This window comes from Labrys sp. 22185 (assembly GCF_052045555.1).
Lineage (GTDB): Bacteria > Pseudomonadota > Alphaproteobacteria > Rhizobiales > Labraceae > Labrys > Labrys neptuniae.
Map to the genome: position 1 here is coordinate 560,766 of NZ_JBQEPH010000001.1, position 26,770 is coordinate 587,535.

Below are 26,770 nucleotides of genomic sequence, written 5' to 3' on the forward strand. Positions count from 1 at the left end.
CGCACCCGGAATGCCGCTGCCGCAACCCTATGCGCGCTTCCTCTCCGATGCCATCTCCGGGAAATCGGTCTCGGCGAATTCGACGCCCCGGAACGGGCTTTGCGTGTCTTCCTCCACTTCCAGCCGGCGCAGCTGCACGCGGCGGATCTTGCCGGAGATGGTCTTGGGCAATTCGGTGACGAATTCGATGCTGCGGATGCGCTTGAAGGGGGCAAGACGCTCATTGGTGTAGCGGAAGATCGACAGGGCCGTCTCGCGTGACGGCTCGGCTGCGCCGACCAGCAGCACATAGGCCTTGGGGATCGACAGGCGGATGGGATCGGGCACCGGCACGATGGCAGCCTCGGCCACCGTCTCGTGCTCGATCAGCACGCTTTCGAGCTCGAAGGGACTGATGCGGTAGTCGGAGGATTTGAAGACGTCGTCGGCCCGGCCAACGAAAGTGAGATAGCCGTCCTCGTCGATGAAGGCGACGTCGCCGGTATGGTAGACCTCGCCCTCCAAGCCTCCGAGCTTGCCGTCGGTGCTCTGGTATCCCTGCATCAGACCGGCTGAGCGTGTGTCGCCGAGCGGCAGGCAGACCTCGCCTTCCGTGGCGGGCTTGCCGTCGGCATCGAGGATGCGGATGTCGTAGCCGGGGAGGGGGCGGCCCATGGCGCCGATCTTGATCGGCTGTCCGGGCGAATTGGCGATCTGGGCCGTGGTCTCGGTCTGGCCATAGCCGTCGCGGATGGTCAGTCCCCAGGCGTTGCGGACCCGTTCGATCACTTCCGGATTGAGCGGCTCGCCGGCCCCGCACACCTCGCGCAGCGAGACCTTGGTGGTGGCGAGCTCCTCCTGGATCAGCAGGCGCCAGACGGTCGGCGGGGCGCAAAGCGTGGTGACCTGGCAGCGTTCGAGTTCGCGCAGCAGCACCTTGGCGCTGAATTGCGGCTGATTGATCACCAGCACCGTGGCGCCGGCATTCCAGGGCGCGAAGAACGAGCTCCAGGCATGCTTGGCCCAGCCGGGCGAGGACACGTTGAGATGAACGTCTCCCGGCTGCAGGCCGAGCCAGTACATGGTCGAGAGCGCGCCGATGGGATAGCTGCGCTGGGAATGGCGCACCAGCTTGGGCTTGGCGGTGGTGCCGGAGGTGAAATAGAGCAGCAGCGGATCGTGCGGGTTGGTCTGGCCCTCAGGCGTGAAGGTGGTAGGCCCGTCGAAGGCATCGGCATAGGCGATCCCGCCGGCCACGCTGCTGGGCCCACCCCTTGGGCCGACGACGATGCGCTTCACCTCCGGCGGCGCCACGCCTTCGCATTTGGCGAGCTGGTCGCGCTCGGCGATGATGGCGCGGGCCTTGCCGCGGTCGAAACGATCGGCGAGCTCGTCCGGCGTGAGCAACGTCGCAGCGGGAATCAGGATCAGGCCGAGCTTGATCGCCGCCAGCGTTGTCTCCCAGATCGCCGGCACATTGCCGAGCAGCACCAGGACGTGGTCGCCGCGTTTCAGACCCTGGGCGCGCAGGAAATTCGCCACCTGGTTGGAGCGCCGGCTGAGTTCGCCGAAGCTGAACTTGGTGTCGATGCCGGCTGCGGTGTCGACGATCCACAGGGCCGTGCGGTCCCGGCTTTCGGCAGCGGTGGCGAGCTCGGCATCGAACCAATCGAGCGCCCAGTTGAAATGGGGCTCATCCGGCCAGCGAAAGCCGGCGCGAGCCGTCTCGTAATCGGTGCGATGCTTGAGCAGAAAGTCACGAGCCTGCCGAAAATCGGGCATGAAGGTTTCCTCGTTTCCCTGGAGCGCGGACATCTCAGCGACATGCTGTCATGTCGCGATGTCCGCTCTTGCTTGCCCCAAAAACCGCGCTTCCAAGAGCGGACAGGATGTCCGCGCTCCAGTGCAAGTATTTCAGTTGTGACTAGACCAGCCGTTCCACCGCCATGGCAGTCGCTTCGCCGCCGCCGATGCACAGGCTGGCCACGCCGCGCTTCAATCCCTGGCTTTCGAGAGCGGCCAGCAGGGTCACAAGCACGCGGGCGCCGGAGGCACCGATCGGATGGCCGAGGGCGCAGGCGCCGCCATGCACATTGACCTTGTCGCCAGGCAGATCGAGGTCGCGCATCGCCGCCATCGTCACCACGGCGAAGGCCTCGTTGATCTCGAACAGGTCGACCTCGCCGGCCGTCCAGCCGGTGCGATCGAACAATTTGCGCATGGCGCCGATCGGGGCGGTGGCGAAGCGGTTCGGTTCCTGGGCATGGCTGGCATGGCCGACGATCGCGGCGAGCGGGGGCAGGCCGCGCTTTTCAGCCTGCGAGCGGCGCATCAGCACCAAGGCGGCGGCGCCGTCGGAGATCGAACTGGAATTGGCCGCCGTCACCGTGCCGCCCTCGCGGAAGGCCGGCTTCAGCGTCGGGATCTTGTCGGGGCGGGCCTTGCCGGGCTGCTCGTCGACGCCGACCACCTGCTCCGTCTTGCCCGAGCCGACGGTCACGGCCACGATCTCGTTGTCGAAGCGCCCGTCGCGGATGGCGGCCTGGGCTCGGCTCAGCGATCGCAGCGCGAATTCATCCTGTGCCTCACGGGTGAACTGATAGGCCTCGGCACAATCCTCGGCGAAGGTGCCCATCAGCCGTCCCTTCTCATAGGCATCCTCGAGCCCGTCCAGGAACATGTGATCCTTCACGCTGCCATGGCCCATGCGATAGCCGCCTCGCGCCCGGTCGAGCAGATAGGGGGCGTTGGTCATGCTCTCCATGCCGCCGGCCACCACCACGCCAGCCGTGCCGGCGACGATCAAATCGTGGCCGAGCATGGCGGCCTGCATGCCCGAGCCGCACATCTTGTTGACGGTGGTGGCGGGCGTCGAGATCGGCAGGCCGGCGCCCAGCGCGGCCTGGCGGGCCGGAGCCTGGCCCTGGCCGGCGGCGAGCACGCAGCCGAACACGGTTTCCTCGATCGCCTCTGCCGGCAGCCCGGCGCGGGACACCGCCGCCGAGATGGCCGTCGCGCCGAGGCGTGCCGCCGGCAGGCTGGAAAAGGCCCCCTGGAAACCACCGAGCGGGGTCCGCGCGGAACCGACGATCACGACAGGGTCATTCATCTCATGGTCCCTTTCTGCGAAGGAGGATTTTACGCCGATTTCGGCGATGTGTGTGGCCGATCAGCGCGGCGCCATGCGCAGGGCGCCGTCGAGCCGGATGATTTCGCCGTTGAGCATGCGGTTTTCGACGATGTGGCAGACCAGGGCGGCGAATTCCTGCGGATGGCCGAGGCGGGGCGGGAAGGGCACGGTCGCACCCAGCGAGTCCCTGACCTCCTGCGGCATGGCCTGCATCATCGGGGTCTCGAACACCCCGGGCGCCACGGCGACGACACGGATGCCGAAGCGGGCGAGTTCGCGCGCCGCCGGCAGGGTCAGGCTGGCGACGCCGCCCTTGGAGGCGGCATAGGCGGCCTGGCCGATCTGGCCGTCATAGGCGGCGATCGAAGCGGTGTTGACGATGACGCCGCGTTCGCCGTCCTCGCCGGGCGCGTTGGCGGAGATCGCCCGGGCGGCAAGCCGCGTCATGTTGAAGGTGCCGATCAGATTGATCTGGATGGTGCGGGCGAAGCGCTCGAGATCATGCGGACCGTTGCGTCCGACGATGCGCTCGCTGGGCGCGACGCCGGCGCAGTTGACGAGGCCGTCGAGCCGGCCGAAGGCGCTAAGTGCGGCGTCGACGGCAGCTTGCCCATCCTCGGCACTGGCGACATCGGTGCGCTGGAAGCGGGCCGCAGGCCCCAGCGCGGCAGCGGCTTTCTCGCCGGCTTCGGCATTGAGATCGCAGAGGAGGACGCGCCCGCCGCGGCTCACCAAATCGGCGGCCACCGCATGGCCGAGCCCGGACGCTCCACCGGTCATCAGGAAGACACGGTCTTGGATCTGCATGGCGCGGAACTCTCCCCGTTCGGCTCTTTGAGAGCCGTTGTCGTTGGCAATGATATTACGCGTGTCGGCGGTGGCATTCGATGACCCTTCATGCTTAAAAGCGTGATCGGTTTTGCCATATCGTGAGGGGGCGAATGGCCTGGGAAGGGAAGAGATCCACGCCGTGATCGGCCTCGGCTTCATCCAGGATACGCTGGATCCCCTGCGGCGCGGCGGCTTCGATCTCGCGCCGGCGCTGGAGGCGGGCGGCTTCCGCGAGAGTGATCTCGACCTGCCGGGCTTTCGCCTGTCGGCCGAGCAATATGGCCGCCTGTGGCTCAGCATCGCGCAGATCATGCAATGCGAATATTTCGGCTTCGGTGCCCGCCCGATGGCGCCGGGCAGTTTCGCCATGCTCTGCCACGCGGTGATCTCCAGCCAGACGCTGGAGCACGCCGTCAGGCGCAGCCTGCGTTTCCTCAACCTGGTGCTCGCCGAGCCCAAGGGAGAGCTGGTCATCGAGGGAGCGCTCGCCCGGGTAATTCTGCGCGAGACATCCCCGCCGCGCTTGCCCTTCGCCTATCGTACCTATTTCCTGTTGCTGCACGGCGTCGTCTGCTGGCTGGTCAAGCGCCAGCTCGAGATCCGCGAGCTGCATTATCGCGGGTCCCTGCCGGCCGGACGCGAGGACCATCGCGATTTCTTCGGCACCCCCGTCAGCTTCGAGCGGCCCGAAACCATGCTGGTCTTTGATCGCGACATGCTGGCGCTCAAGGTCCGCCAGACCGAAAGGACCCTGCAGGGCTTCATCGCCGGGGCACCGGCCAACATATTGGGGCGCTATCGCCATGACCGTGGCGCGGCCTCCACCACGCGACGCCTGCTGCGCGAGCTTCCTCCCGCCGAATGGCCTTCCTTTGCCGAGATGGCCGCGAGGCTGGGCCTGTCGGAACCAACATTGCGGCGCCATCTGGCTGGAGACGGCGAGAGTTTCTCCGAAATCAAGGAGGAGATCCGCCGCAAGCTGGCCTTGGACTGGTTGGCCTGCACCACCAAGCCGGTCGGCCAGGTTGCCGCCGATCTCGGTTATACCGAGCCGAGCGCCTTCCACCGCGCCTTCCATAAATGGGCCGGCATGAGCCCGGGCGAGTTCCGCCGCTCCCGCACCAAATGACGGCTGGGTTTCCGGTTTCGTCATAACTCCTTGGGGTTATTGTTCGATCGCCGGCATCGGCACAAGCTTCCCGGACACAACGATAGGGCGGACGCCGGCAGATCGGCGAACTTGTCACCAGGGGAGAGCGGCGATGCAGGACGTGAAATTGGACAGGGCGTTGGGCCTGTGGTCGGTGGTACTATTCGGCTTGGCCTATATGACGCCGATGATCGTGTTCGGCACGTTCGGGCCGTTGGCGACAGCAAGCCAGGGCACCACGGCGATGTCCTATCTGCTCGCCTCCGGCGCCATCCTGCTCACCGCTCTGAGCTATGGCGTGATGTCCCGGGTCTATCCCGTGGCCGGCTCCGCCTACACCTATGCCCGCCGATCCCTCAGCTCCGGTGTCGGCTTCCTGGTCGGCTGGGCCGTCCTGCTCGACTATTTCTTTCTGCCGATGGTGATCTGGCTGATCGGCGCGGCCTATCTGTCGGCCGCCTTTCCGGCCGTGCCGAGCTGGGTCTGGATCGTTGCCTTCATCCTCACCACCACCGTAATCAACATCCTCGGCATCGCCTTCGCGAGCCGGGTCAATTTCGTGCTGATGCTGGTGCAGCTCGCCGTCGTCGCCGCCTTTGTTTTGCTGGCGGCACGCTATGTCGCTGCAGCGAGCGGGACCGGCGGCCTGGCGGCAGCGGTGCCGTTCTTCCAGGCGAACGTGCCCTTTTCCGCTTCGGTGGCGGGGGCTGCCATCGCCGCCTATTCCTTCCTCGGCTTCGATGCCGTCTCCACGCTGACGGAGGAGACCAGGGACGCCGGGCGCACCATTCCGCGCGCCATCCTGATCGTGGCCCTGGCCGGCGGCGCCATCTTCGTGGCGGCGGGCTATGTGATCCAGCTCGCGCATCCGGGCTTCGAGTTCGCCTCCGTCGATGCCGCCGGCAACGAGATCGCCCAGAAGATCGGCGGCGACTTCTTCGTCGTGATCTTCCTGGCGACGCTCGTGCTGGCGCAATTCAGCTCGGGCCTGGCTGCCCAGGCCAGCGTCGGCCGCCTTCTCTACGCCATGGGGCGCGACAACGTGCTGCCTAGCGGCCTGTTCGCCCGCCTGCATCCGAAATGGCAGACGCCCCTCGTCAATCTGCTTTTCGTCGGTCTGGTCGGCCTGGCGGCGATCTGGATGGACGTCACGACCTCGACCTCCTTCATCAATTTCGGCGCCTTCCTGGCCTTCACGGCGGTCAATCTCTCCGTGATCGCTCTCTATCTGCGGGGGCATGAAGGCGTCAGGCCGCTGGGCGTGCTGATGGGCGTGATCCTTCCAGCCATCGCGGCGGCCTGCGACCTCTATCTGCTCCTCAATCTCGACGCCCACGCCAAATGGCTCGGCCTGATCTGGCTGGCGCTGGGGGCGGCCTATCTCGCCTATCTGACGCGCATGTTCAGCCAGGCCCCGCCCGAAATGGACTTCGTGGAGGACGCGGCCTGAGCAGGCACTGCTCAGGCTGCGGAAGATTGCCCGGCCAGGAACAGGCGGAACAACTGCCCCTGGCTCGATATCTTCAGCTTTGCGTAGATGTGGCGGCGATGCACCTTGACCGTTTCGGGGGACAGAGAGAGGACGGCGCCGATCGAGAGGCTCGAATGCCCCTTCAGGATCAGCGCCACGATTTCCCGCTCGCGCGGCGTCAACTGGGGATGGGCGATGGCCGCCGAGGGGAGTGCCTCACCGGAGGGGGAGGGCGGGCGTACGGTCCGCCAGTGCCGTTCGGCCAGGCGGCAGATCAGTTCTGCGACGTCGCCGAATTGCTCGATCTGGCGGCGGCGGAACAGCGGGTTCGTGCCGAGGCGACTGATCGAGAGTACGCCGACATGTCCGCTGCCGAGATCAAGCACGAAGCCGATCTCGTCCCTGATGGTCGTCGCAGCATAGTGGACCCGGTAATATTCGGATTGCCTGAAATGATCGGGTGCCAGGTCCTGCATGACGATCAGGCAATCGGCATCGCTCCCCCGGACGGCGTCGTAGAAGGGATCGAGCACATAGGCGCCGGACAGGTATTGATCGACGATGATGCCGCGATCGATGAGGTCGGGCGGGTTGTGGAGATCATGCGCGCGCCCGTCCGGCGCATAGCGAAAGCCGTTCATCATCTCGAAAGGGGCGATCAGGCGCAGGACTACCTGCAGCGCCGCCGGAAAGCCCGGCGAGCCGATGGACTCGACGGCATCGGCGAGACGGCGGTTCCAGTCCTGGAATGGCGGCGGCATGGTGCTCCCTCGAACTTCCCTGCAAAGACGCATGGACTGGTTGCCAACCCTATGCGCCCGCCTCAGGCCTGCAACAAGCCGGAATGGAGAAGACGATGAAGCTGGCCGGCACGACAACATCCCGAACCCATCCGCTCGACCTGCCGGCCTACGCGATCGCCGACGGCATTCGGCGGCAGCACTTCCATGCCGTGGAGGTGGTGGCGGAAGCCCTGCACCGAGCCGAGGCGTGCCAACCCGAATTGAATGGCTTCACATTGCTGCGGCACGAGCATGCCCTTGCCAGCGCTCATCAGGCGGATGAGGCCGCCAGGACTGGACAGTCCCTGGGAGCCCTGCATGGCGTGCCCTTCGCCGTCAAGGACATGACGCCGACGGCCGGCGATCTCACCACCTTGGGTTCCTGGACGAGCGGAGATCCTGTTCCTACCGAGAGCGCCCTGTGCGTCCGCCGCCTGGAGGCTGCAGGGGGCATTCTAATCGGCAAGACCACCACGCCGGAATTCGCATTCTCCAGCTTCACGCAGAGCCCGCGTTGGGGCGTAACACGCAATCCCCGGGACCCCGAGCGCACGAGCGGCGGGTCCTCTGGGGGATCGGCCGTCGCCGTGGCCATGGGCGTCGTGCCGATGGCGGAGGGAACCGATATGGGCGGTTCCGTGCGCATCCCCGCCGCTTTCTGCGGTGTGGTCGGCTTCAAGCCGAGCCTCGGGCGCATCCCGATGACGATCCTGCCAAGCGTTTTCGACAATATCTCGCATTTCGGGCCTCTCGCGCGCAGCGTCGAAGATGCCATCGCTTTCATGGCCGCGACGGCCGGGTCGAGCGACGAGGACATCCAGTCCCTGCCGCTTCCCTTCGACGGCATGCGGGCACGTAAGGCGGGCCTCGCCGGCCGGCGTTTCGCCTTCTCGCTCGACCTTGGCTTCTATGCCGTCGAGCCGGCGGTGGAGATAGCCATTCGCGGCGCGGTTGAGGACCTTCGCGGGGCAGGGGCTGTCGTCGACGAGATCCCGATCGGCTGGAGCCGGGCTGTGGTCGACCAGTGGTTCGACATCTGGTGCGTCTTCATGTCGGCCTATTTCGGGGGCCGTCTTGCCGCAGGGCGCGGACGCATGGATCCGGCCGTGGTGGCGATGATCGAAAAGGGCCTGGCCATGGACGCCACGCAGTACAAGCGTACTGAATTGCTGCGCACGGGGATGTGGCGGGACATGGCCCGATTGTTCGAAAGCTATGATGCCCTGCTGTGCCCGACCTGCGCCATCGTGGCACCCCCGGTGGAACTGACCGATGACGACTTTGCCGAGAGTCTGCCGGACGGGCGCCTGAAGGGACTGGACATGACGTGCCCCTTCAATCTCCTGCCGCAATGCCCGGCTCTCTCCCTGCCGGTCGATCGCGCCGGGGTCATGCCGGTCGGCCTGCAGATCGTCGGGCGCCGGTACGCGGACGAGGACGTCCTCGCCATTGCGCTGGGCATGGAAAAGGTCCTGGCGGCGTCGCGATAGAACCATCGTGGAGAAAGAGAAAGCGGCGGCTCGATGGAGCCGCCGCTTCTGAAATCATCGCTGTATCGTTTCCAGCCAAAAGCCGGGAGCCGTTTTTCGGCCCGGCAGGTCAGGCGCCGAGAGCAGCACTCATGGTCGTTTCGTCGGCCGCCACCTCGAACTGCTTGAAGTTCTCGGTGAACATGCCGACCAGGCGGCGGGCCTGGTTCTCATAGGCCGCCTTGTCCGCCCAGGACTTGAAGGGATCGAGCACGTGGCTCGGCACGCCGTCCACCGCGGTCGGAACCTGGAAGCCGAAATGACGGTCGGTGCGGAACTTGGCCCTGTCGAGGCTGCCGTCGAGGGCGGCGTTGAGCAGGGTGCGGGTCCATTTGATCGGCATGCGGCGGCCGGTGCCATAGGCACCTCCGGTCCAGCCGGTGTTGACGAGCCAGCAGGAGACCTGGTGCTTGTCGATCAACTCCTTCAGCAGGCGGGCATATTCGACCGGATGGCGCGGCATGAAGGGAGCGCCGAAGCAGGTCGAGAAGGTCGGCTGTGGCTCGGTTACGCCGCGCTCGGTCCCGGCGAGCTTGGCCGTGAAGCCGGAGAGGAAGTGGTAGATGGCCTGCTCCGGCGTGAGGCGGGCGATCGGCGGCATCACGCCGAAGGCGTCGGCCGTCAGCATCACCACCGTACCGGGATGCCCGGCCGCGCTGGTCGGCGAGGCATTCTCGATGAAATGCAGCGGATAGGCGGCGCGGGTGTTCTCGGTCTTGCGGCCATCGGTGAAGTCGAGCTTGCGCGTGATCGGGTTCATCGCGACATTCTCGAGCACCGCCCCGAAGCGCTGCGAAGCGGCGAAGATCTGCGGCTCGGCCTGCTTGTCGAGATTGATGGTCTTGGCGTAGCAGCCGCCCTCGAAGTTGAAGATGCCGTTCGGGCCCCAGCCATGCTCGTCATCGCCGATGAGCGAGCGGTCGGGGGAGGCGGACAAGGTGGTCTTGCCGGTGCCCGAGAGCCCGAAGAACAGGGCCGAGACGCTGCTGGGGCCGACATTGGCCGAGCAATGCATCGGCATGACGCCGCGCGCGGGCAGGATGTAGTTGAGGTAGGAGAACACCGATTTCTTCATCTCGCCGGCATAGGCCGTGCCGCCGATCAGGACGACGCCGCGGGTGAAATCGCAGGCGATCACCGTCTCCGAGCGCAGGCCGTATTTGGCGGGGTCGGCCTTGAAACTCGGCATGTCGATGATGGTGAGGTCGGGATAGAAGCCGGCCAGGTCATCGGCGGAGGGGCGGATCAGGAGATTGCGGATGAACAGGCTGTGCCAGGCAAGCTCGGTATAGACCTTGACCTTGATGCCGTTGTCCTCGTCGGCACCGGCATGCAGGTCCTGCACGAAGAGCTGCTTTTCCGTCGCATGCCAGAGCATGTCGGCCAGCAGCGTATCGAAGGCGGCGCGGGAGATCGCGTTGTTGTTGGCCCACCAGATCGAGTCTTCGGTCTCGCGCTCGCGGACGATGTACTTGTCCTTCGGGGAGCGGCCGGTATGGCTGCCGGTATCGACGACCAGGGCGCCACCGGGGCTGAGCAGGCCCTCGCCGCGGCGAATCGCGACTTCGACAAGCGAAGGTTCGTCGAGATTGGCGTGGAGCGCGCCGAGATTGTTGAACTGGATCGGCTCGATCTCGTCCTTGGCTCCGCCTTCCACAACATGAAGTTTCATATCACGCTTCCTCATATTTGCCGGTCTCCAGGCTTCATGGCCCGGCCCTGTTCTCACGGGCAGTACCGCAACAATCGTTCATCGCCGCGTCGAGAGCGGCGGGAGGGCGGCTGCTTCCCATTCAAATGCGACCTTAGCACGGCAGACCCGTGGACGTGTCATGCGAATGTTGCGGCGAAATGCATCGGCCGCAGGATCGTGGCCGGCATCGGTATTGATATGACAAATGACGCCGAACAGCGCGCGCGGAAAGGTCCGCGAGCGCCTCGAAGCCGTCTAATACTTTGAGAGATCATTGAAATTTACGGCGTCGTCCGCCCGAAGGCGCCAAAAAGCCTGTTCGGCTTCAGTCTTCGCGCTTCATGCGCTCGCGACGTTTGATTTCCGCCGGGCTTGGCTCGGCAAGTTCGAAGGTGCCTATTGGCACGGATCCGGCTGGTTCATAGGTGGCGATGATAACGCCGGTGCTCGAAACCTCGTGGCTGGTCAGTTTCAGGGCGCCGGACGGCGTGCCTGTGCCGAACAGGCGCTTGCCCTTGCCGAGTACCAGCGGGAAGGTCATGATGAAAAGCCGGTCGATGAGGCCCGCGGCCAGCAATTGGGGGTAGAGCGTCGTGCTGCCCTGGACGAGGATGTCCGGCCCTTCGCTCTGTTTCACCTCGGCGACGGCGGCGATGTCGGCGAGGCGATGGCTGTTCTGCCATTCGAAGGGCTCGCTGCCGCGCGTGACCACATATTTGGCCGCCTTGGTGAAGGCGGGGCCGATGGGATCCTCCGGACCGACAAAGGGCCAGTGGGCCGCGAAGATCTCATAGGTCTTGCGCCCGAGCAGCAGGTCGAAGGGATTGCTGAACAGGCCACCCATCGCCGTGCCCATCGTGCCGTCCCAGAAGGTCGCCGACCAGCCGCCGAGTTCGAAGCCACCGGTCGGGTCCTCCGGCGGGCCGCCGGGGGCCTGCATCACACCGTCGAGAGACTGGAATATGCCGCCGATGATCTTGCGCATGGGAAGATGTCCTCTGGTTGCCATGGTTTGGATGGGAAGACGCGATGCGGGGCGGCATCGCGCTCTGCCCCAAGGACGGACGGGAGGGCCTTCTCCCGACAAGGAACGAATTATTTCGTCCGTTCCCTGCCGTCCTGCGTGGTCACTTGCGCGAGGCACCGGAGGAAAGAGCCAGTTGCAGCAGGATCTCCTGATGAACGAGGCAGTCGCCACGCCCGACGGATGCCTTGGTTGCCTGGCCGCCGAGGGCAAGGGCCGGCACGAAATAGAAGCACTCGCCGGGGGCGAGCGGCTGTTGGTCGACCGTCGAATAGAGTTCGTAGAAGGCGCGCGGATTGTCCTGCAGGAAGCCCTTGAGATCCTTGGTGAAGAAGTCGTCCACAGACCAGGTGATGGCCGAACTGCCGCGATAGTGGATGCTGAGAAAGACCACGTCGCTGCCGTTCTTCCAATTGGCTTCGAGCCCGTTTTCGGCTGCCCTTTGCCGCAGGTCCCGAAAATAGATCAGGTCGCCGAAGGCGGTGCGCGCAATGGGGACCCGCGTGGGGTCGGGCTGTTGGAGCAGCAGCCAGCGGGCCAGCATCGTTTCGGCCTCGCGTGGATCGAAGAAAGTGATGAAGCCATTGCCGAAGGACCCGAAGCCGACCCTTTGCCAGAACTCGATCAATCTGGGATGGACGTGTTCCTTCAGTGTCGGCGACAGTTCACCGTGGAAGGGGCGTACGTCATTGCCGGGCGGGAAGTCGCTCAGAAAGGCCTGGAAGTCCTTCGATCCATCCTGGGCAAGGCTCGGCCGGGGCGCAGCAAGCAGGCCCAGCAAGCCGAGCAGAATCATGAGGATGCGCATAGGGAAGCCTTCCTGCCCGGTGTTGCGTGCGAGGCCTGTAATGTGACGATACGGAAGATTCCTGGCAATTAGGAGTTTGGCGGCCAGCTTCGATTGGGGGAGGCTCATGGCGCGGTGCGGACAATCGCTTCCTTAAATCTCTTCCAAATGGGGTTGCCTATTTTTTGTCCATAAGGTCAATATTGCTGCCAGCCGCACGGGCAATCCGGGGTTGCCCTCCGGAGTGGTGAAGAGCAGGAGATGATCCCGCTTTTTTGCTCGCAAGTGGCAATCGGCTCGGTTTGAAATATTCCAACCGGGGCGGCGAGCCGGTAACGTGATAAAATAGAGACTCTCGTCGCAGTGGCACGATCATTGCTGTGAACGGGGGCGAGCAGGGCGGAACGGTTCACCGTATTCGCCGGGGACGAACCAGAGGTAGGGCCGGCATGCAGGTTGAGGGCGTGGATCGGAAGCTTGGTGCCGTGAGGGAACGAACGGCCGCCGGCGAACCCGTGATTGCGGTCGAGGATCTTTCCTTGACCTTCGACACCGGGGACGGGCCGGTCTATGCGCTCTCCAAGGTCGATCTCACCGTCAATGAAGGCGATTTCGTCTCCTTCATCGGGCCTTCGGGCTGCGGCAAGACCACCTTGCTGCGCGTCATCGCCGATCTCGAGCGCCAGACCTCCGGCTCGATCAAGGTGAACGGGTTGACGCCGGAACAGGCACGCCTCGGCCGGCATTACGGCTATGTCTTCCAGGCGCCGGCGCTCTATCCCTGGCGCACCATCGAGCGCAACGTCATGCTGCCGCTGGAGGTGATGGGTTTTCCCGCCGCCGAGCGCCAGGAGAGGGCGGCCCGCAATCTCGAGCTGGTCAATCTCAAGGGCTTCGAGAAGAAGTTTCCCTGGCAATTGTCCGGCGGCATGCAGCAGCGTGCCTCGATCGCCAGGGCGCTGTGCTTCGATCCCAAGCTGATGCTGATGGACGAACCGTTCGGGGCACTCGACGAGATCGTCCGCGACAAGCTCAACGACCAGCTCCTGCATCTGTGGCGCACCACCAGGAAGACGGTGGTGTTCGTCACCCATTCCATCCCCGAGGCGGTGTACCTGTCCACCAAGATCGTGGTGATGTCGCCCAGGCCCGGCCGTATCATCGACATCATCGACTGCAACTTCCCGCGCGACCGCACGCTCGACATCCGCGAGACGCCTGAATTCCTCGAAGTCGCCCATCGTGTGCGCGACGGCCTCAGGGCAGGGCACTCCTATGACGACTGAGGTGCTTGCCGCCCGTACCACCCCCTCGCTGGGGAGCCGCCTGATGGCCGGCAAGGCAGGGCCCGTGACCGTGGTCGTGCTCGCGATTTTCGCGGTGTGGTATCTCGCCTGCCTGCCGATGAACGGTACGGCATTGCTGCGCGCCATGCCCGATGCCGCCAGCCGCCCGCTGATCGAGCAGTTCATCGCTGCCATCAACCTGCCGGACGGCAATCTTGCCGCGCCGCACCAGATCATCATGGCGATGGTGCAGGGCCTGTTCTTCGAGCCGCCTCTGGGCCGGCGCAGCCTCGTCTACCATGGCCTGATCACGCTCTCCTCGGCGATGTCGGGCTTCGTGCTGGGCGCCGTGCTCGGCATCGTGCTGGCGGTGCTGATCGTGCATTACCGCTCGATGCGCCAGAGCCTGATGCCTTGGGTGATCGTCTCTCAGACCATCCCGATCCTGGCGCTGGTGCCGCTGCTGACCGCGATCACCGGCCGGCTCGGCGCGCCCATCCTGGTGCCGAAAGCCCTGATCGCCACCTATCTCTGCTTCTTTCCCGTGACGGTAGGCATGGTGAAGGGGCTGATGTCGCCGGACCTGATGCAGCTCGATCTGATGCGCACCTATGACGCCTCGAAATGGCAGACCTTCTGGAAGCTGCGCTGGCCGGCGGCGACGCCCTATCTGTTCGCCAGCCTGAAGATCGCCATCGCCGGCTGCATCGTCGGCGCCATCGTCGCCGAGATGCCGACGGGCGCTCAGGGCGGGCTCGGCTCGCGCCTGCTCGCCGGCTACCAGTACAACAATCTGCGCCTGGTGCTCTGGGCTTCCCTGTTCACCGCGGCGCTGCTCTCGGCGGCCCTGATCGGCCTGATCGGCCTGATCGAGCGTCGTACTCTGGCGAGAATGGGCGTGAAGGGAGAGCAGGCATGACGTGGGCGCTGCGCATAGGCTGGATTGGTGCCGGCCTGCTCATCCTGAGCGGTTGGCGACCGCCCGCGCCGTTCGAGTGCGGCGTTGGCGGCGTCTTGCGTCAGACGCCAACTGACCTGATCGCTACCGCCGAGTGCTATTCATACGAGCGGTTTGTGATGGTGCTCGTGCTTCTGATGCTGCTAGCGGCATTGGCTCTCATCCTGGCTGGGGCTTGGGCCACGGCGGTTCGCTTCAGGCGCTTTGTTGCTATCCCGCTGGCGATTTTGGCTATAGCTGGGTTTACCTGGCTGATCGAACATCCCAACGTTGCCGGAAATGCGGATCTGAGCACCGCAGCGATAATGGCAGGCTTCTGGTTGGCGGCTTGGATGATCGTTGAGGAAGTCGTGATGGCCAATGCTGACCGCCGTATCGCGCGTTGGCGTAAACTTCTGCCTCCTCTACTTTTCGGCGGCACCCTGCTGTTGTTATGGGAATGGCTGGTCGTCGGTTTCGGCATCTCCCCCATCATCCTGCTGCCGCCTTCGGCCATCGGCCAGGCGGTGGTGGCGCAGGCCAATACGCTTGCCACCGATTTCGTCTGGACCTTCCTGCACGAGGTCCTGCTCGGCTGGCTGATCGGCTCCGGCTCGGGGTTCCTGGTGGCGCTGGTGGCCGACCGCATCCCCTTCCTGCGCCGTGGCCTCTTGCCGCTCGGCAATGTCGTCTCGGCCTTGCCCATCGTCGGCATCGCGCCGATCATGATCTGGTGGTTCACCTATGACTGGCCCTCGAAGACGGCCGTCGTGGTGGCGATGACCTTCTTTCCGATGCTGGTCAACACGGTGGCGGGCCTGGCGGCCAGCGGTGCCCTGGAGCGCGACCTGATGCGCTCCTACGGCGCCAGCTACTGGCCGACGCTGGTGAGCCTGCGTCTTCCCGCCGCGATGCCCTTCATCTTCAACGGCTTGAAGATCAATTCGACCCTGGCGATGATCGGCGCGATCGTCGCCGAATATTTCGACGGCCCCACCATCGGCATGGGCTTTCGCATCAACACCCAGGCGGCGCTGTCGCAGACCGACATCGTCTGGGCCGAGATCGCCGTGGCCATGGTGGCCGGCTCCCTATTCTATGGCCTCATCGCTGTCATCGAGCGGGCCGTGACGTTTTGGCATCCCTCTTACCGGCGCGCGTGACGCAGGACGAGGTTAACAGAGGAGTGGACGGAATGAAGAAGGCACTACTGGCCGGCGTCGCTTTCGCGCTCGGGCTTGGCGCGATCAGCGCGGCGCAGGCGGCCGACAAGGTCACGCTGCAGCTCAAATGGGTGGTCCAGGGGCAGTTCGCCGGCTATCTCGTCGCCAAGGACAAGGGGTTCTACAAGGAGGCCGACCTCGACGTCACCGTGGCGCCAGGTGGCCCCGATATCGCGCCGGAAACGGTGATCGCCAACAAGCAGGCCGATGTGATCGTCGACTGGATGCCGGCAGCGCTGGCCGCCCGCGAGAAGGGCGTCGGTCTCGTCAATATTGCCCAGCCCTTCAAGCGCTCCGGCTTGCAGCTGACCTGCCGTAAGGAATCCGGCGTCAAGACGCCAGCCGATTTCAAGGGCAAGACGCTGGGCGTCTGGTTCTACGGCAACGAATATCCGTTCAACGCCTTCATGGGCAAGCTCGGCCTCAAGCTCGACGGCTCGGCCGATGGCGTCAAGGTGATCAAGCAGGGCTTCAACGTCGATCCGCTCTTGCAGAAGCAGGCCGATTGCATCTCCACCATGACCTATAACGAATATTGGCAGGTCATCGAGGCTGGCGTGAAGGCCGAGGATCTGACCGTCTTCAACTACACCGACCAGGGCGTGGCGGTGCTCGAGGACGGGCTCTATGTGATGGAAGACAGGCTCAAGGATCCGAAATTCGTCGAGACCATGGCCAAGTTCGTCAAGGCCTCGATGAAGGGCTGGGAGTATGCCAGGGCCCATCCGGACGAGGCCGTGAAGATCGTGCTCGACAACGATGCTTCCGGCGCCCAGACCGAGGTGCACCAGACCCACATGATCGCCGAGGTCAACAAGCTGACGGAAGGCTCCGACGGCACGCTCGATCCGGCTGCGGCGGAAGGTACCGTCAAGACGCTGCTCGGGGCCGGCGGCGACAGCCCGGCCATCACCAAGGCGCCCGTGGGCGGCTGGAGCTCGGCGGTCACCGACGCGATGAAGAAGCTGTGAGGAAAGCGTATTCGTAAGGCACTGCGCTTTGTCATCACCGGACTTGACCCCACCGGACTTGATCCGGTGGTGATCCAGCGGGTCCCAAGGGCATCGTGTCGGCGTGAAGAACTGGATGCCCGGGTCAAGCCCGGGCATGACAAGGGTGGAGTTTTGCTGGGCCAGGAAAATACCAGCATGCGGTATCGCTACTGGGTCTATCTGATGGCGAGCAAGCGTAATGGTACGCTCTATGTGGGCATGACGAACGATTTGCCGCGCAGGGTCCATGAGCACGAGGAGAAGTCATTTTCCGGGTTCACGGCGCAATATGATGTGAACCTCCTCGTTTGGTATGAGGAGCATCGCTATGTCGGCAATGCCATACAGCGCGAGAAAAACATCAAGCATTGGCCGAGAGCCTGGAAGCTGAAACTGATCGAGGATCTGAATCCCGAGTGGGACGATCTCGATCTGCATTTGATCTAGAGGTTCGCGTTCGAGTCGAAAAACTCGACCTTTGTCATGCCCGGGCTTGACCCGGGCATCCAGTTCTCCGGGCGGAACCTGGATCACCGGGTCAAGCCCGGTGATGACAAAGCGCGGCGCGTGAATATTGTATAGGGAGGACTATTATGCCGATCCTGATCCGTGGCGGTGTCGTGGTGAACCACGATCATTCCAAACAAGCCGATGTGCTGATCGACGGCGAAACCATTTTGGCGATCGGCCCGAAGCTGTCGGCACCGGCGGGGACCGAAATCATCGATGCCGATGGCTGCTTCGTTTTGCCGGGCGGCATCGATCCGCATACCCATCTCGAAATGCCTTTTATGGGCACCGTCTCGGCCGACGATTTTGAATCCGGCACCAGCGCCGCCTTGTCCGGTGGCACCACCATGGTGGTGGATTTCTGCCTGCCCGCGCCCGGCCAGTCGCTGCTGGCGGCCTATCAGGAATGGCGCCACAAGGCCGAGAAGGCGGTCGCCGACCACTCCTTCCACATGGCGATCACCTGGTGGGACAAGCAGGTCTTCGACGAGATGGATACCGTGGTGAAGACCTACGGCATCAACACCTTCAAGCACTTCCTTGCCTATAAGGGCGCGCTGATGGTGAATGACGACGAGTTGTTCCATTCCTTCAGCCGCTGCGCCGGCCTCGGCGCCCTGCCGTTGGTGCATGCGGAGAATGGCGACATCGTCTTCCGCCTGCAGCAGCATTACATCGACCAGGGCGTTACCGGGCCCGAGGGCCACGCCTATTCACGCCCACCGGAAGTCGAAGGCGAGGCGACCAATCGCGCCATCATGATCGCCGACATGGCAGGCAGCCAGCTCTATGTCGTGCACACCTCCTGCCGTGACAGCCACGAGGCGATCGCGCGGGCCCGCGCGGCCGGCAAGCGCGTCTATGGCGAGCCTCTGATCCAGCATCTCGTGCTCGACGACAGCGAATACCAGAACAAGGACTGGGATTACGCGGCTCGCCGGGTGATGTCGCCGCCTTTCCGCAACAAGTCGCACCAAGATTCGCTGTGGGCGGGCCTCGCCTCGGGCTCACTCCAGGTGGTGGCGACCGACCATTGCGCCTTCACCGCCGAGCAGAAGCGCATGGGCCTCGACGATTTCCGCAAGATCCCCAACGGCACGGGCGGGCTCGAAGACCGCATGCCGGTGCTGTGGACGGCGGGCGTCAAGACTGGCCGTCTCACCAAGGAGGAATTCGTGGCGGTGACCTCCACCAACATCGCCCGCATCCTCAACATCTATCCCCGCAAGGGAGCGATTGCGGTCGGTTCGGATGCCGATCTCACCATCTGGGATCCGGCGGCTACCAAGACCATCCGGGCCAAGACCCAGCTCAGCCGCGTCGAATACAATGTGTTCGAGGGCTATGAATGCACCGGCCTGCCTGTTGTCACCCTGTCGCGCGGGCGTATCGCTTGGCGGGACAAGCAGATCCAGCTCCAGAAGGGCGACGGTGCCTTTATCCAGCGCGACCCGTTCCCGGCGGCGGCGGTGGCGAACGCAACCTGGAAGGAACTCAGCAAGCCTCGGCCGGTCTCCCGTATCGAGGTCACGCCGTAGCCGTTCCTCGCCGAATGAAGCGGAATATGCCCTCTCCGCGAAGCGGGGAGGGTGGCCCGGCTGAAGCCGGGTCGGGTGGGGTGTGGCGGGCAATGCGAGCTCCTTATTGCAGAATAGCGCTGCGGTTGCGCAATCTGGTTAATTTCGAGGGACTGCCCGCCACACCCCATCCGTCAGTGCTTTGCACTGACACCTTCCCCACTTCGTGGAGAAGGCTTTCGTTCTGCGTTGCCGGAGATCGATCTTGAATTTGACGCATCCCACTTCTCTCCAGCAAGGCCGCTGGCTCAACGAGCCGCCGTCCTGGTCGCTGGCCGGCGATCGCCTGGAGGTCGTGACCGGCGAGGCCACCGATTTCTGGCGAAAGACCCATTACGGCTTCACCCGGCATAGCGGCCATTTCTTCCATCTCGACAGCGGCGGCGATTTCACCGCGGAGCTGCGCGTTCGGGCCAGCTTCCAGACGCTCTATGACCAGGCCGGCCTGATGGTCCGGTTCGATGACGATACCTGGCTGAAGGCCGGCATCGAATATAATGACGATGCGCCCATGCTCGGCAGCGTGCTGACCGTGGGGCAGTCGGATTGGGCGACCGGTCCCTTTCCGGGCAATCCCGGTGATTTCCGCCTGCGCCTCACCGTCGCAGACGGGGTATTGAGGCTGCAATATTCGACGGACGGGATAGTCTGGCCGCTGGTTCGGCTGGCGCCGTTTCCGAAGGCCGCTTCCTACCAGGTTGGCCCGATGTGCTGCACGCCGGAAAGGGCCGGTCTTGCCGTTTCCTTCTCTGATTTCCGCCTGTCTCAGCCCAACGGCAAGGCGCTGCACGATCTCTCATGATCACCCGGAAAGGAGAGAACGGTGTCTTGGGCCACCCGATATATCGAGCGACTACAGGCTGGTGAGACGGTTCAATTTCGTCCGCGCGGCGCTTCGATGAAAGGCAAAATCGCCAGCGGTCAACTCTGCACCGTCGTTCCGATCGCCGATCATGCCCTGCTCGTCGAAGGGGATATTGTCCTGTGTCGTGTGCGTGGCGCGCAATACCTGCACCTCATAAAGGCCGTTAGAGACGGTCAATTCCAGATCGGCAACCACCGAGGGGGTATCAATGGTTGGATCTCCGCTGGTGGGATCTTCGGCCGTTTGGTCGCCGTCTCGGACTAAGCATTGAACAACTGCCCGTTTTCTTCAGAAAGGCCTCACCATGCTCACCAATCTCAACATCAATCCGCAGCGCCTGTGGGACAGCCTGATGGAAACCGCCAAGTTCGGCGGCACGGCCAAGGGCGGCATCAAGCGCCTGACCCTGTCGGACGAAGACAAGAAGGTGCGTGACTGGTTCAAGGCGCAATGCGAGGCGCTCGGCTGCACGGTGAGCGTCGACGAAGTCGGCAACATGTTCGCGGTGCGCCCCGGTAGGAACAATGATTTGCCGCCGATCGCCATGGGCTCCCATCTCGATACCCAGCCGACGGGCGGCAAGTTCGATGGCGTGCTCGGCGTGCTCGGTGCGCTGGAGGCGATGCGCACCCTGCATGAGCAGGGCTATGAGACCAATGCCCCGGTGGAGATCATCAACTGGACCAACGAGGAAGGCTCGCGCTTCGCACCGGCCATGCTGGCCTCGGGCGTGTTTGCCGGTGTGTTCACGCCCGATTACGCCTATGAGCGCCTCGACCGCGACGGCATCAGCTTCAAGGACGAATTGGAGCGCATCGGCTATCGCGGCACAGAGAAGGCCGGCGCCCACAAGTTCCAGGCGATGTTCGAGCTTCATATCGAACAGGGCCCGATCCTCGAGGACGAGAAGACGATGATCGGCGTGGTCACCGGCGTGCAGGGCATGCGCTGGTATGAGGTTACGGTGACCGGCCAGGATGCCCATACCGGCGCCACGCCGATGTATCTGCGCAAGAATGCGCTGCTGGGCGCCGCCCGTATCATCGAGGCGATCGACGCCATCGGCCAGAAGCACCAGCCGGGCGTGGCCACCGTCGGCCTGATCGAGAACAAGCCCAACAGCCGCAACGTGGTGCCGGGCGAGGTCTTCTTTACCGTCGATCTGCGCCATCCCGACGAGGAGGTGCTGGAAGTGATGGAGCGGGAATTCCGGGCTGCCCTCGAGGCTGCACTGCCGCCGATGAAGCTTGCCTATGAGGAAAAGCGCATCTGGATTTCGCCCGCGGTGAAATTCGCGCCCGAGCTGATCGAATGCGTCGAGCACGGTGCCGACAAGGCAGGCTTTGCCATGCGCCGCATGGTGTCGGGCGCCGGCCATGACGCTGCCTATATCGCACGCGTCGCGCCGACCACCATGATCTTCGTACCCTGCGAGGGCGGCCTAAGCCACAACGAGGCCGAGTCGACCTCCTTCGACGAATGCGCGGCTGGGGCGCAAGTGCTGCTCAATGCCGTGATCGAGCACGACCGGCGGCTGGCGGGCTGACGGAGCGCGGACATCCCAGCGACATGCTTGCATGTCGCGATGTCCACTTCTTTCTTCCTAGAGCGTGGTGCCTTCAGGAGCGGACTGGAAGTCCGCGCTCCGAGTTGCGTCGGTCCTCAATGGTGTTGGAGCACGGTAGACATGCTGTTCAAGCAGGCTGCGCTCCATGGCATTGCCGCCGGCAAGGTGACGCTCGCCTTCCGGCGCTGGACCAGGCCGACCGTGCGCGCCGGTGGATCTCTCACCACTGCTGTCGTCGTCCTGGCCATCGAGGCGGTAGAGGCGATCAAACTCGCCGACCTCAGCGAGGAAGAGGCTGCCAGGGCCGGCTTTGCCTCGCTTGAAGCCCTCGAACGCGACCTGAGGCCCGAAGGGCAGCTCTACCGCATCGCCTTCCGCCGCCTGCGGGATGATCCCCGCATCGCCTTGCGCGGTGAGGCCGATCTCGATGAGGCTGCCGTCGCCATGCTGCGCGGCGCGCTCGCTAGGCTCGACCGCAACCATCGTGGCGGCGGCTGGACAATGGCCGTGCTCGGCCTGATCGCCAAGCAGGACGGCATCACCGCCGCCGAGATTGCCGGGCAGTTCGGCTTCGACAAGCCCGCTCTCAAGCACGATATCCGCAAGCTCAAGGCCCTTGGTCTTACCGAGAGCCTCCAGGTCGGCTATCGCCTGTCGCCGCGGGGGCGGGCGTTGCTCGGCTGGCAGGAGCAGGCTTCGGCAGTTGAGAAAACCGCCGGCGAACGATAGAGCGGGTGGGTGACCCATATCGAGGAGGCCGCCTTGCTGCCCGCCGAGCTTGAAGCCGATCTCCATGGCAATATTCCGCTGACACAGGCCATGCAGGTCCGGGTTCTCGAGATCGGACCAGATTCCGTGCGGCTTGGCGCCCCGCTTTCCGCCAATATCAACCATCACCGCACGGCTTTCGGCGGTAGCCTTGCGACCCTGGCCACGCTCGCCGCCTGGTCGCTGGCCTTTCTCAAGCTCAAGGGCGCGGGGCTCGACTGCAGCCTCGTCGTCGGCTCCGTGCACATGGATTATCTGGCGCCGGTGGAGGGGGACTTCTCGGCCCATTCCGTTCTGGCGGAACCCGAGAAGTGGGAGCATGTGCTGGAGGCTTTCGCGCGCAGGGGCAAGGCGCGCATCCCGGTCCTTGCCGAGATCGACTATGGCGGCCGCTGTGCCGCCCGTTTCAAGGGCGATTTCGCGGCGCTCGCCCGTTAAAACAGCTCGGAGCGCAGCAGGCCGTCAATTGGTACTGACCGCCAGAAAGGCGGCGGGCTGCACCGAGATTTGCCCCATGAACGGCCGGTCATGCGCGAGAATGACGAAATAGGCTGATGTCACCACCACCACGAAGATATGCGTGGCGAGGATTTGCATGCGAGGGACATGGTTGTTGCAGATGGCGATGGCCACGACGGTCGTCGTCGAAATGATCCAGATCGCGATCCATTGGGCCCAGCTCATGCCGGTGTTGGAAGCCGACAGCCGGAGCAGCCGCGCATGGCGCACGGCCAGCAATTGATTGACCAGGGGCTGATAGGTGGCCGGCTGGGCATTCGCTCCGTTCTGGCGCGAGACGAGGCCGATCGTATTGATGAGGATGTCGCCCGAGCGATCGAAAACCGGGCTTTCGATGCGCTCGCCATTGGCCATGGCGGGCCAATCGCCGGAGACGACCTGCGCCACATAGGCCTTGAGGCCGTCGCGCACACTGGTCTGGAGATCGGCCGGAAGGCCGGCGGAAAGCACCAGGACGTTCTCGATCGCATCGGCTTCCTGCTGGACGGCGCTGCGGGCGGCGAGGGAATCGGCCCACAGGCCCGCCGCCGAAAAGGCCACCATCAGGCCGAAGATGGTGGCGCAGACACCGACGATCGATTCGCGGATGGGCAACGCCTCGTCGGCGGCGTAGCCGCCTTTCGCAATGGCGAAGCGGATGAGGCCGATGACGAGCCAGGTGATCACCAGGCAGATCACCAGCACCGTCGCGAACATGACGGGCAGTGACAGCTGATGCAGCAGAATGAACATGCGGCGCCCCCCGGGAGAACCAAGCCTATTGAAAATCGACGACCTGGTCGTTCAGCGGGAGCTGATTGACGTGGTCTCCACGCCAGCGTGGTTCGATCCTGGCGACCGCGCCTTGCTCGAGCTCCTCCTCGTTCCCTGGCGCCAGCACGCCCTGCCCGGAGAAGCGCGTGAGCACGAAGGGCAGGCTGTTGGCATTGAGCGGCGAGGGGCCGTCCATCAACTGGAAGTGCAGATGGGGCGCGGTGGAATTACCGGTATTGCCGACAAGGCCGATGACCTGGCCGGCTTTGACATGATCACCCAGCTTGACCCTGAGGCTGCCGCGCTGCAGGTGCGCGTAGAAAGCGTAGGCGCCGTTGCCGATGTCTGTGACCAGCATGTTGCCGCCGATATTGGCGGGTACGATGCTGCGGGCCGGCTGGCTCAGGATCTGCTCGTCGGCCTGGTCGTAGAGATTGACCACCACGCCATCGGCCGCCGCATGGACTTCGGCACCGTAGAAGGAATAGCTGGCCAGATCCTGCGCGTTGCCGGTGAACAGGCGGCTGCCGGCGTCGAGCCTGATCCAGTCGATGGCGAAGCGCTCCGGCACCCGCAGGCGCCCGTTCACGGCCATGACGGCGCCGCGATGGGCGGTGACGGTGTCGCAGCAGCCGTCGGCGGCAACCCAGCCCGCGCCCCTCAGCGGTGGCTCGACCACCACGGCCGGCTCGCCGATCGCCGTCGTTCCAGCGATGAAACTGTAGTTTGCGGAGATGGGGGCATCCGCCGGCAGCGGCACGGGCTTGCCATCCGCGCCTTCATTTTCGCGGAAGGCCTCGATACGGGCGGAGACATGCTGCGGCAGCTTGTCGTTCGCGGCAAAATCGACATCCATGAAGACGATGGCGGTGCCGCCGGGCGGCAACTGGCGATCGCTGCCGCCATAAAGATGCATCATCTTGGCCAGTCCTTCGCCCTGGAGGGAGGACAGGCTCTTGCCGGCCTCGTCGACGGCCTCGACCTTGTCGAGCCGTACGAACACACTGCCGGGATTGTTGATCACCAATTCATAGGCGAGATGCACGCGCCCATCGGCGCCAAGCACCGGGTTGGGCTCGCTGATCGGCTGCACCGTGACCGAGCTCAGGATCTCATCGGGTTTGAGGGATTGGGCCATAGCGGCCGTGACAGCCACAAGCCCTGCAACCGCCACGAGAAGCGACTGGAAACGCATCGGAAATGCCCCGCCGGCTGCCCCGCACCGGAAGGCAGAACCTGTAGGCACAATCCCGCATTTGCCTCAGCCCTTGTCAAGCGATCTCGGGGGCTTGGCGCGCCGCGAAGGCAGCGGCCGGGCACCGTCGAACGGCGCCCGGCCAGTCTTCTTCACCACAAATGGTGGACGAACCCGGCGATCTCACGCTGGTAAAGGTTCTTCAGTGTTTCGAGCGTCGCCTGCGGGAGAGCAGGCACATCGCTGGCAGTGGCATTTGCCGTGGCCTGGGCCGCATTCTTGGCGCCGGGGATGACGGTGGTGACGGCATCGTCAGCCAGGATCCAGGCCAGTGCGAACTGCGACATGGTCATGCCGTCGGGCACCAGCGGCCGGATCTCCTCCACGGCTGCCAGCGCGACGTCATAGGGCACGCCCGAGAAGGTTTCGCCCTTGTCGAAGGCTTCGCCATTGCGGTTGTAGGCGCGGTGGTCGTCAGCCGCGAACTGGCTGGCGGCGTTCATCTTGCCGGTCAGCATGCCTGAGGCGAGCGGCACCCGGGCAATCACCGCGATATGGCGCCTTTTCGCCTCGCGGAAGAAGAGTTCGGCCGGGCGCTGGCGGAAGATGTTGTAGATGATCTGGACCGAGACGATGCCGGGATATTCGATCGCCTTCAGCGCCTCTTCCACCTTCTCGACGGAGACGCCGTAGTTGCGGATCTTGCCGGCGGCCACCAAATCGTCCAGCACGCCGAACACTTCGGGCCGGTAGTAGACCTCGGTCGGCGGGCAGTGAAGCTGCACGAGGTCGAGGCAATCGGTGGCGAGGTTCGTCAGCGAGCGTTCGACGAAAGCGGTGAGGTTTTCCCGGTTGTAGCCGTCGGCAGTGTGGGGAGAGAGCCGGCGCCCGGCCTTGGTGGCCACGAAGGGGCGGGGACCCGAACGCTCCTTCAGCACTTCGGCAATGAAGCGCTCCGAGCGGCCATCGCCATAGACATCGGCGGTATCGATGAAGGTGGTGCCGGCGTCGAGCGCGGCATGCAGGGCGGCGCGCGCATCACCATCCGGCACATCGCCCCAGGAGCCACCGATGGCCCAGGCACCAAAACCAATCTCCGACACACTGCGCGCGGTCTTGCCGAACAGGCGTTCCTTCATCGTTCCATTCCTGCGTTTCATGCGCCGCCGCGGGAGCGACAGACGGTGTTTCAGCATCTCGTTGGCAGGATAGGACTTGAGTGGATCGAACGCTCCTTGTTTAGTGTGAATGACAATCATAGAAGCAATGAAGTTTTTTCATCGATGGCAGCTCTCGAGCGGACCGATCTCGGCGATTTCAACGTCTTCCTGACCATCGTCCGCCGACGCAGCTTCACCACGGCCGCCATCGAGCTCGGCCTGACGCCGTCGGCGGCCAGTCACGCCATGCGGCGCCTCGAAGCCAGGCTCGGGGCCAAGTTGCTCAACCGCACCAGCCGGGCTGTTTCGCCGACCGATCTCGGCCTGAAATTCGCGCAGCGCCTCGAAGAAGGCTTCGATGTGATCGGCTCGGCCCTGGAGGTGCTGGAGGCACCCGGAAACGTACGTTTCGGCGAATTGCGCCTGAACGTGTTCCGGGATGCCGCCCATCTGTTGATCTCGCCGGCCTTGCCGGAATTCGCCCGCCAATGCCCGGATGTCCGCCTGACCGTCGCGGTGGACGACCGACCCATCGACATCGTTGCCGAAGGCTATGATGCCGGCATGCGCTATGGCCATCACGTGCCGGAAGACATGATTGCCGTGCCGCTCACCGGGCCCCAGCGCTGGGTGGTTGCCGGCTCCCCGGCCTATTTCAGGGAATATGGCCGACCGCAGACACCGGACGATCTCGCCGGCCATGTCTGCCTGCAACTGCTCCTGGGCGACAACACCGCCTATCGCTGGGATCTCGGCAGCGGCGAGACGGCGCGCCGGCTGCGCGTCCCCGGCCTCATCACCCTCAACGACACGGCGACGACGATCATTGCCGCCAAGGCCGGGCTTGGCCTCGCCTATGTCCTGGAAGCGCGGATCGCCGAAGAGGTGGCGGAAGGCAGCCTGGAGATCGTCCTCGACGACCAGGCTTCGGATGGCGATCCTTTCCACATGTATTACTCGAGCAGGCGCCACAATCACCCGGCCTTGCGCACCCTGATCAACATCATCCGGCTGCAGAACGGCATGACCAGGCTGGCGTGAG

General features: G+C 64.4%; 25 protein-coding genes. 14 read left to right on the forward strand and 11 right to left on the reverse strand.

The genetic code is table 11. From position 1 onward, the window contains the following. Positions 1-27: 27 nt before the first annotated feature. The 3 genes from ACTJKX_RS02570 to ACTJKX_RS02580 form a co-directional block, all read right to left on the reverse strand. The gene (locus tag ACTJKX_RS02570) at positions 28-1,761 is read right to left on the reverse strand and encodes an AMP-binding protein (RefSeq protein WP_440724253.1); all 1,734 of its coding nucleotides are present in this window, start codon (positions 1,759-1,761) and stop codon (positions 28-30) included. Between the two features lie 142 nt (positions 1,762-1,903). Then, a complete protein-coding gene (locus tag ACTJKX_RS02575) occupies positions 1,904-3,088 on the reverse strand; it encodes an acetyl-CoA C-acyltransferase (protein WP_440724254.1) in 1,185 nt (394 codons plus the stop codon). 60 nt (positions 3,089-3,148) lie between these two features. Beyond that, positions 3,149-3,916, reverse strand: a complete 768-nt coding sequence (locus ACTJKX_RS02580; protein ID WP_440724255.1) for a 3-hydroxyacyl-CoA dehydrogenase — start codon at positions 3,914-3,916, stop codon at positions 3,149-3,151. Positions 3,917-4,079: 163 nt separating this feature from the next. Between ACTJKX_RS02580 and ACTJKX_RS02585 the strand changes: the two genes are divergently transcribed. Then, positions 4,080-5,069, forward strand: a complete 990-nt coding sequence (locus ACTJKX_RS02585) for an AraC family transcriptional regulator (protein WP_440724256.1) — start codon at positions 4,080-4,082, stop codon at positions 5,067-5,069. A 133-nt stretch (positions 5,070-5,202) separates the two neighbouring features. Continuing rightward, on the forward strand, positions 5,203-6,540 hold the full coding sequence (locus ACTJKX_RS02590) for an APC family permease (protein WP_440724257.1): 1,338 nt from the start codon (positions 5,203-5,205) through the stop codon (positions 6,538-6,540). A gap of 11 nt (positions 6,541-6,551) precedes the next feature. On the opposite strand, the gene ACTJKX_RS02595 is transcribed toward ACTJKX_RS02590, so the two are convergent. Continuing rightward, a complete protein-coding gene (locus ACTJKX_RS02595; protein WP_440724258.1) occupies positions 6,552-7,322 on the reverse strand; it encodes a helix-turn-helix transcriptional regulator in 771 nt (256 codons plus the stop codon). A 95-nt stretch (positions 7,323-7,417) separates the two neighbouring features. Between ACTJKX_RS02595 and ACTJKX_RS02600 the strand changes: the two genes are divergently transcribed. After that, the gene (locus ACTJKX_RS02600) at positions 7,418-8,833 is read left to right on the forward strand and encodes an amidase (RefSeq protein ID WP_440724259.1); all 1,416 of its coding nucleotides are present in this window, start codon (positions 7,418-7,420) and stop codon (positions 8,831-8,833) included. 109 nt (positions 8,834-8,942) lie between these two features. On the opposite strand, the gene ACTJKX_RS02605 is transcribed toward ACTJKX_RS02600, so the two are convergent. From ACTJKX_RS02605 to ACTJKX_RS02615, 3 genes are all read right to left on the reverse strand, one after another. Further along, complete coding sequence (locus ACTJKX_RS02605) at positions 8,943-10,544, reverse strand: phosphoenolpyruvate carboxykinase (protein WP_394310037.1); 1,602 nt, start codon at positions 10,542-10,544, stop codon at positions 8,943-8,945. Positions 10,545-10,890: 346 nt separating this feature from the next. Beyond that, entirely contained in the window at positions 10,891-11,550 is a 660-nt protein-coding gene (locus tag ACTJKX_RS02610) for a dihydrofolate reductase family protein (RefSeq protein WP_394310035.1), read from the reverse strand. 142 nt (positions 11,551-11,692) lie between these two features. Beyond that, positions 11,693-12,397, reverse strand: coding sequence for a GAD-like domain-containing protein (locus tag ACTJKX_RS02615; protein WP_394310033.1), 705 nt, complete (start codon positions 12,395-12,397; stop codon positions 11,693-11,695). Between the two features lie 464 nt (positions 12,398-12,861). On the opposite strand from ACTJKX_RS02615, the gene ACTJKX_RS02620 reads away from it, so the two are divergent. The 7 genes from ACTJKX_RS02620 to ACTJKX_RS02650 all read left to right on the forward strand — a co-directional run bounded on the left by ACTJKX_RS02620 (position 12,862) and on the right by ACTJKX_RS02650 (position 19,703). Continuing rightward, positions 12,862-13,662, forward strand: coding sequence for an ABC transporter ATP-binding protein (locus ACTJKX_RS02620; protein WP_394310032.1), 801 nt, complete (start codon positions 12,862-12,864; stop codon positions 13,660-13,662). Continuing rightward, entirely contained in the window at positions 13,652-14,581 is a 930-nt protein-coding gene (locus ACTJKX_RS02625) for an ABC transporter permease (RefSeq protein ID WP_440724260.1), read from the forward strand. Before ACTJKX_RS02620 ends, ACTJKX_RS02625 begins: the two co-directional genes overlap by 11 nt. Positions 14,582-14,973: 392 nt before the next feature. Beyond that, positions 14,974-15,762: an ABC transporter permease gene (locus ACTJKX_RS02630; RefSeq protein WP_440724261.1), complete on the forward strand. Its 789-nt coding sequence runs from the start codon at positions 14,974-14,976 to the stop codon at positions 15,760-15,762. Between the two features lie 32 nt (positions 15,763-15,794). Continuing rightward, positions 15,795-16,793: an ABC transporter substrate-binding protein gene (locus ACTJKX_RS02635; protein ID WP_322431144.1), complete on the forward strand. Its 999-nt coding sequence runs from the start codon at positions 15,795-15,797 to the stop codon at positions 16,791-16,793. Between the two features lie 177 nt (positions 16,794-16,970). After that, positions 16,971-17,261 (forward strand): GIY-YIG nuclease family protein, encoded by a 291-nt coding sequence (locus tag ACTJKX_RS02640; protein WP_440724262.1) that lies wholly within the window; start codon positions 16,971-16,973, stop codon positions 17,259-17,261. Between the two features lie 146 nt (positions 17,262-17,407). After that, positions 17,408-18,862: a dihydropyrimidinase gene (gene hydA / locus ACTJKX_RS02645; RefSeq protein ID WP_440724263.1), complete on the forward strand. Its 1,455-nt coding sequence runs from the start codon at positions 17,408-17,410 to the stop codon at positions 18,860-18,862. A 250-nt stretch (positions 18,863-19,112) separates the two neighbouring features. Further along, complete coding sequence (locus ACTJKX_RS02650) at positions 19,113-19,703, forward strand: DUF1349 domain-containing protein (RefSeq protein ID WP_440724503.1); 591 nt, start codon at positions 19,113-19,115, stop codon at positions 19,701-19,703. A gap of 51 nt (positions 19,704-19,754) precedes the next feature. Here the strand turns inward: ACTJKX_RS02650 and ACTJKX_RS02655 are convergent, their stop codons facing one another. Next, on the reverse strand, positions 19,755-19,961 hold the full coding sequence (locus ACTJKX_RS02655; protein ID WP_440724264.1) for a hypothetical protein: 207 nt from the start codon (positions 19,959-19,961) through the stop codon (positions 19,755-19,757). 109 nt (positions 19,962-20,070) lie between these two features. On the opposite strand from ACTJKX_RS02655, the gene ACTJKX_RS02660 reads away from it, so the two are divergent. The 3 genes from ACTJKX_RS02660 to ACTJKX_RS02670 all read left to right on the forward strand — a co-directional run bounded on the left by ACTJKX_RS02660 (position 20,071) and on the right by ACTJKX_RS02670 (position 22,539). Beyond that, a complete protein-coding gene (locus ACTJKX_RS02660; RefSeq protein WP_440724265.1) occupies positions 20,071-21,312 on the forward strand; it encodes a Zn-dependent hydrolase in 1,242 nt (413 codons plus the stop codon). Positions 21,313-21,453: 141 nt separating this feature from the next. Then, positions 21,454-22,062, forward strand: a complete 609-nt coding sequence (locus ACTJKX_RS02665) for a hypothetical protein (RefSeq protein WP_440724266.1) — start codon at positions 21,454-21,456, stop codon at positions 22,060-22,062. Positions 22,063-22,071: 9 nt separating this feature from the next. Then, the gene (locus tag ACTJKX_RS02670; RefSeq protein ID WP_440724267.1) at positions 22,072-22,539 is read left to right on the forward strand and encodes a YiiD C-terminal domain-containing protein; all 468 of its coding nucleotides are present in this window, start codon (positions 22,072-22,074) and stop codon (positions 22,537-22,539) included. Positions 22,540-22,563: 24 nt separating this feature from the next. Here the strand turns inward: ACTJKX_RS02670 and ACTJKX_RS02675 are convergent, their stop codons facing one another. From ACTJKX_RS02675 to ACTJKX_RS02685, 3 genes are all read right to left on the reverse strand, one after another. Next, the gene (locus ACTJKX_RS02675; RefSeq protein ID WP_440724268.1) at positions 22,564-23,352 is read right to left on the reverse strand and encodes a hypothetical protein; all 789 of its coding nucleotides are present in this window, start codon (positions 23,350-23,352) and stop codon (positions 22,564-22,566) included. Between the two features lie 25 nt (positions 23,353-23,377). Next, positions 23,378-24,568 carry a M23 family metallopeptidase gene (locus tag ACTJKX_RS02680; RefSeq protein ID WP_440724269.1) on the reverse strand — a complete coding sequence of 397 codons (1,191 nt, stop codon included), beginning with the start codon at positions 24,566-24,568 and terminating at the stop codon, positions 23,378-23,380. 152 nt (positions 24,569-24,720) lie between these two features. Next, positions 24,721-25,707 (reverse strand): aldo/keto reductase, encoded by a 987-nt coding sequence (locus ACTJKX_RS02685; RefSeq protein WP_440724270.1) that lies wholly within the window; start codon positions 25,705-25,707, stop codon positions 24,721-24,723. 144 nt (positions 25,708-25,851) lie between these two features. Between ACTJKX_RS02685 and ACTJKX_RS02690 the strand changes: the two genes are divergently transcribed. After that, positions 25,852-26,769 (forward strand): LysR family transcriptional regulator, encoded by a 918-nt coding sequence (locus ACTJKX_RS02690; protein WP_367624000.1) that lies wholly within the window; start codon positions 25,852-25,854, stop codon positions 26,767-26,769. Position 26,770 lies beyond the last annotated feature (1 nt).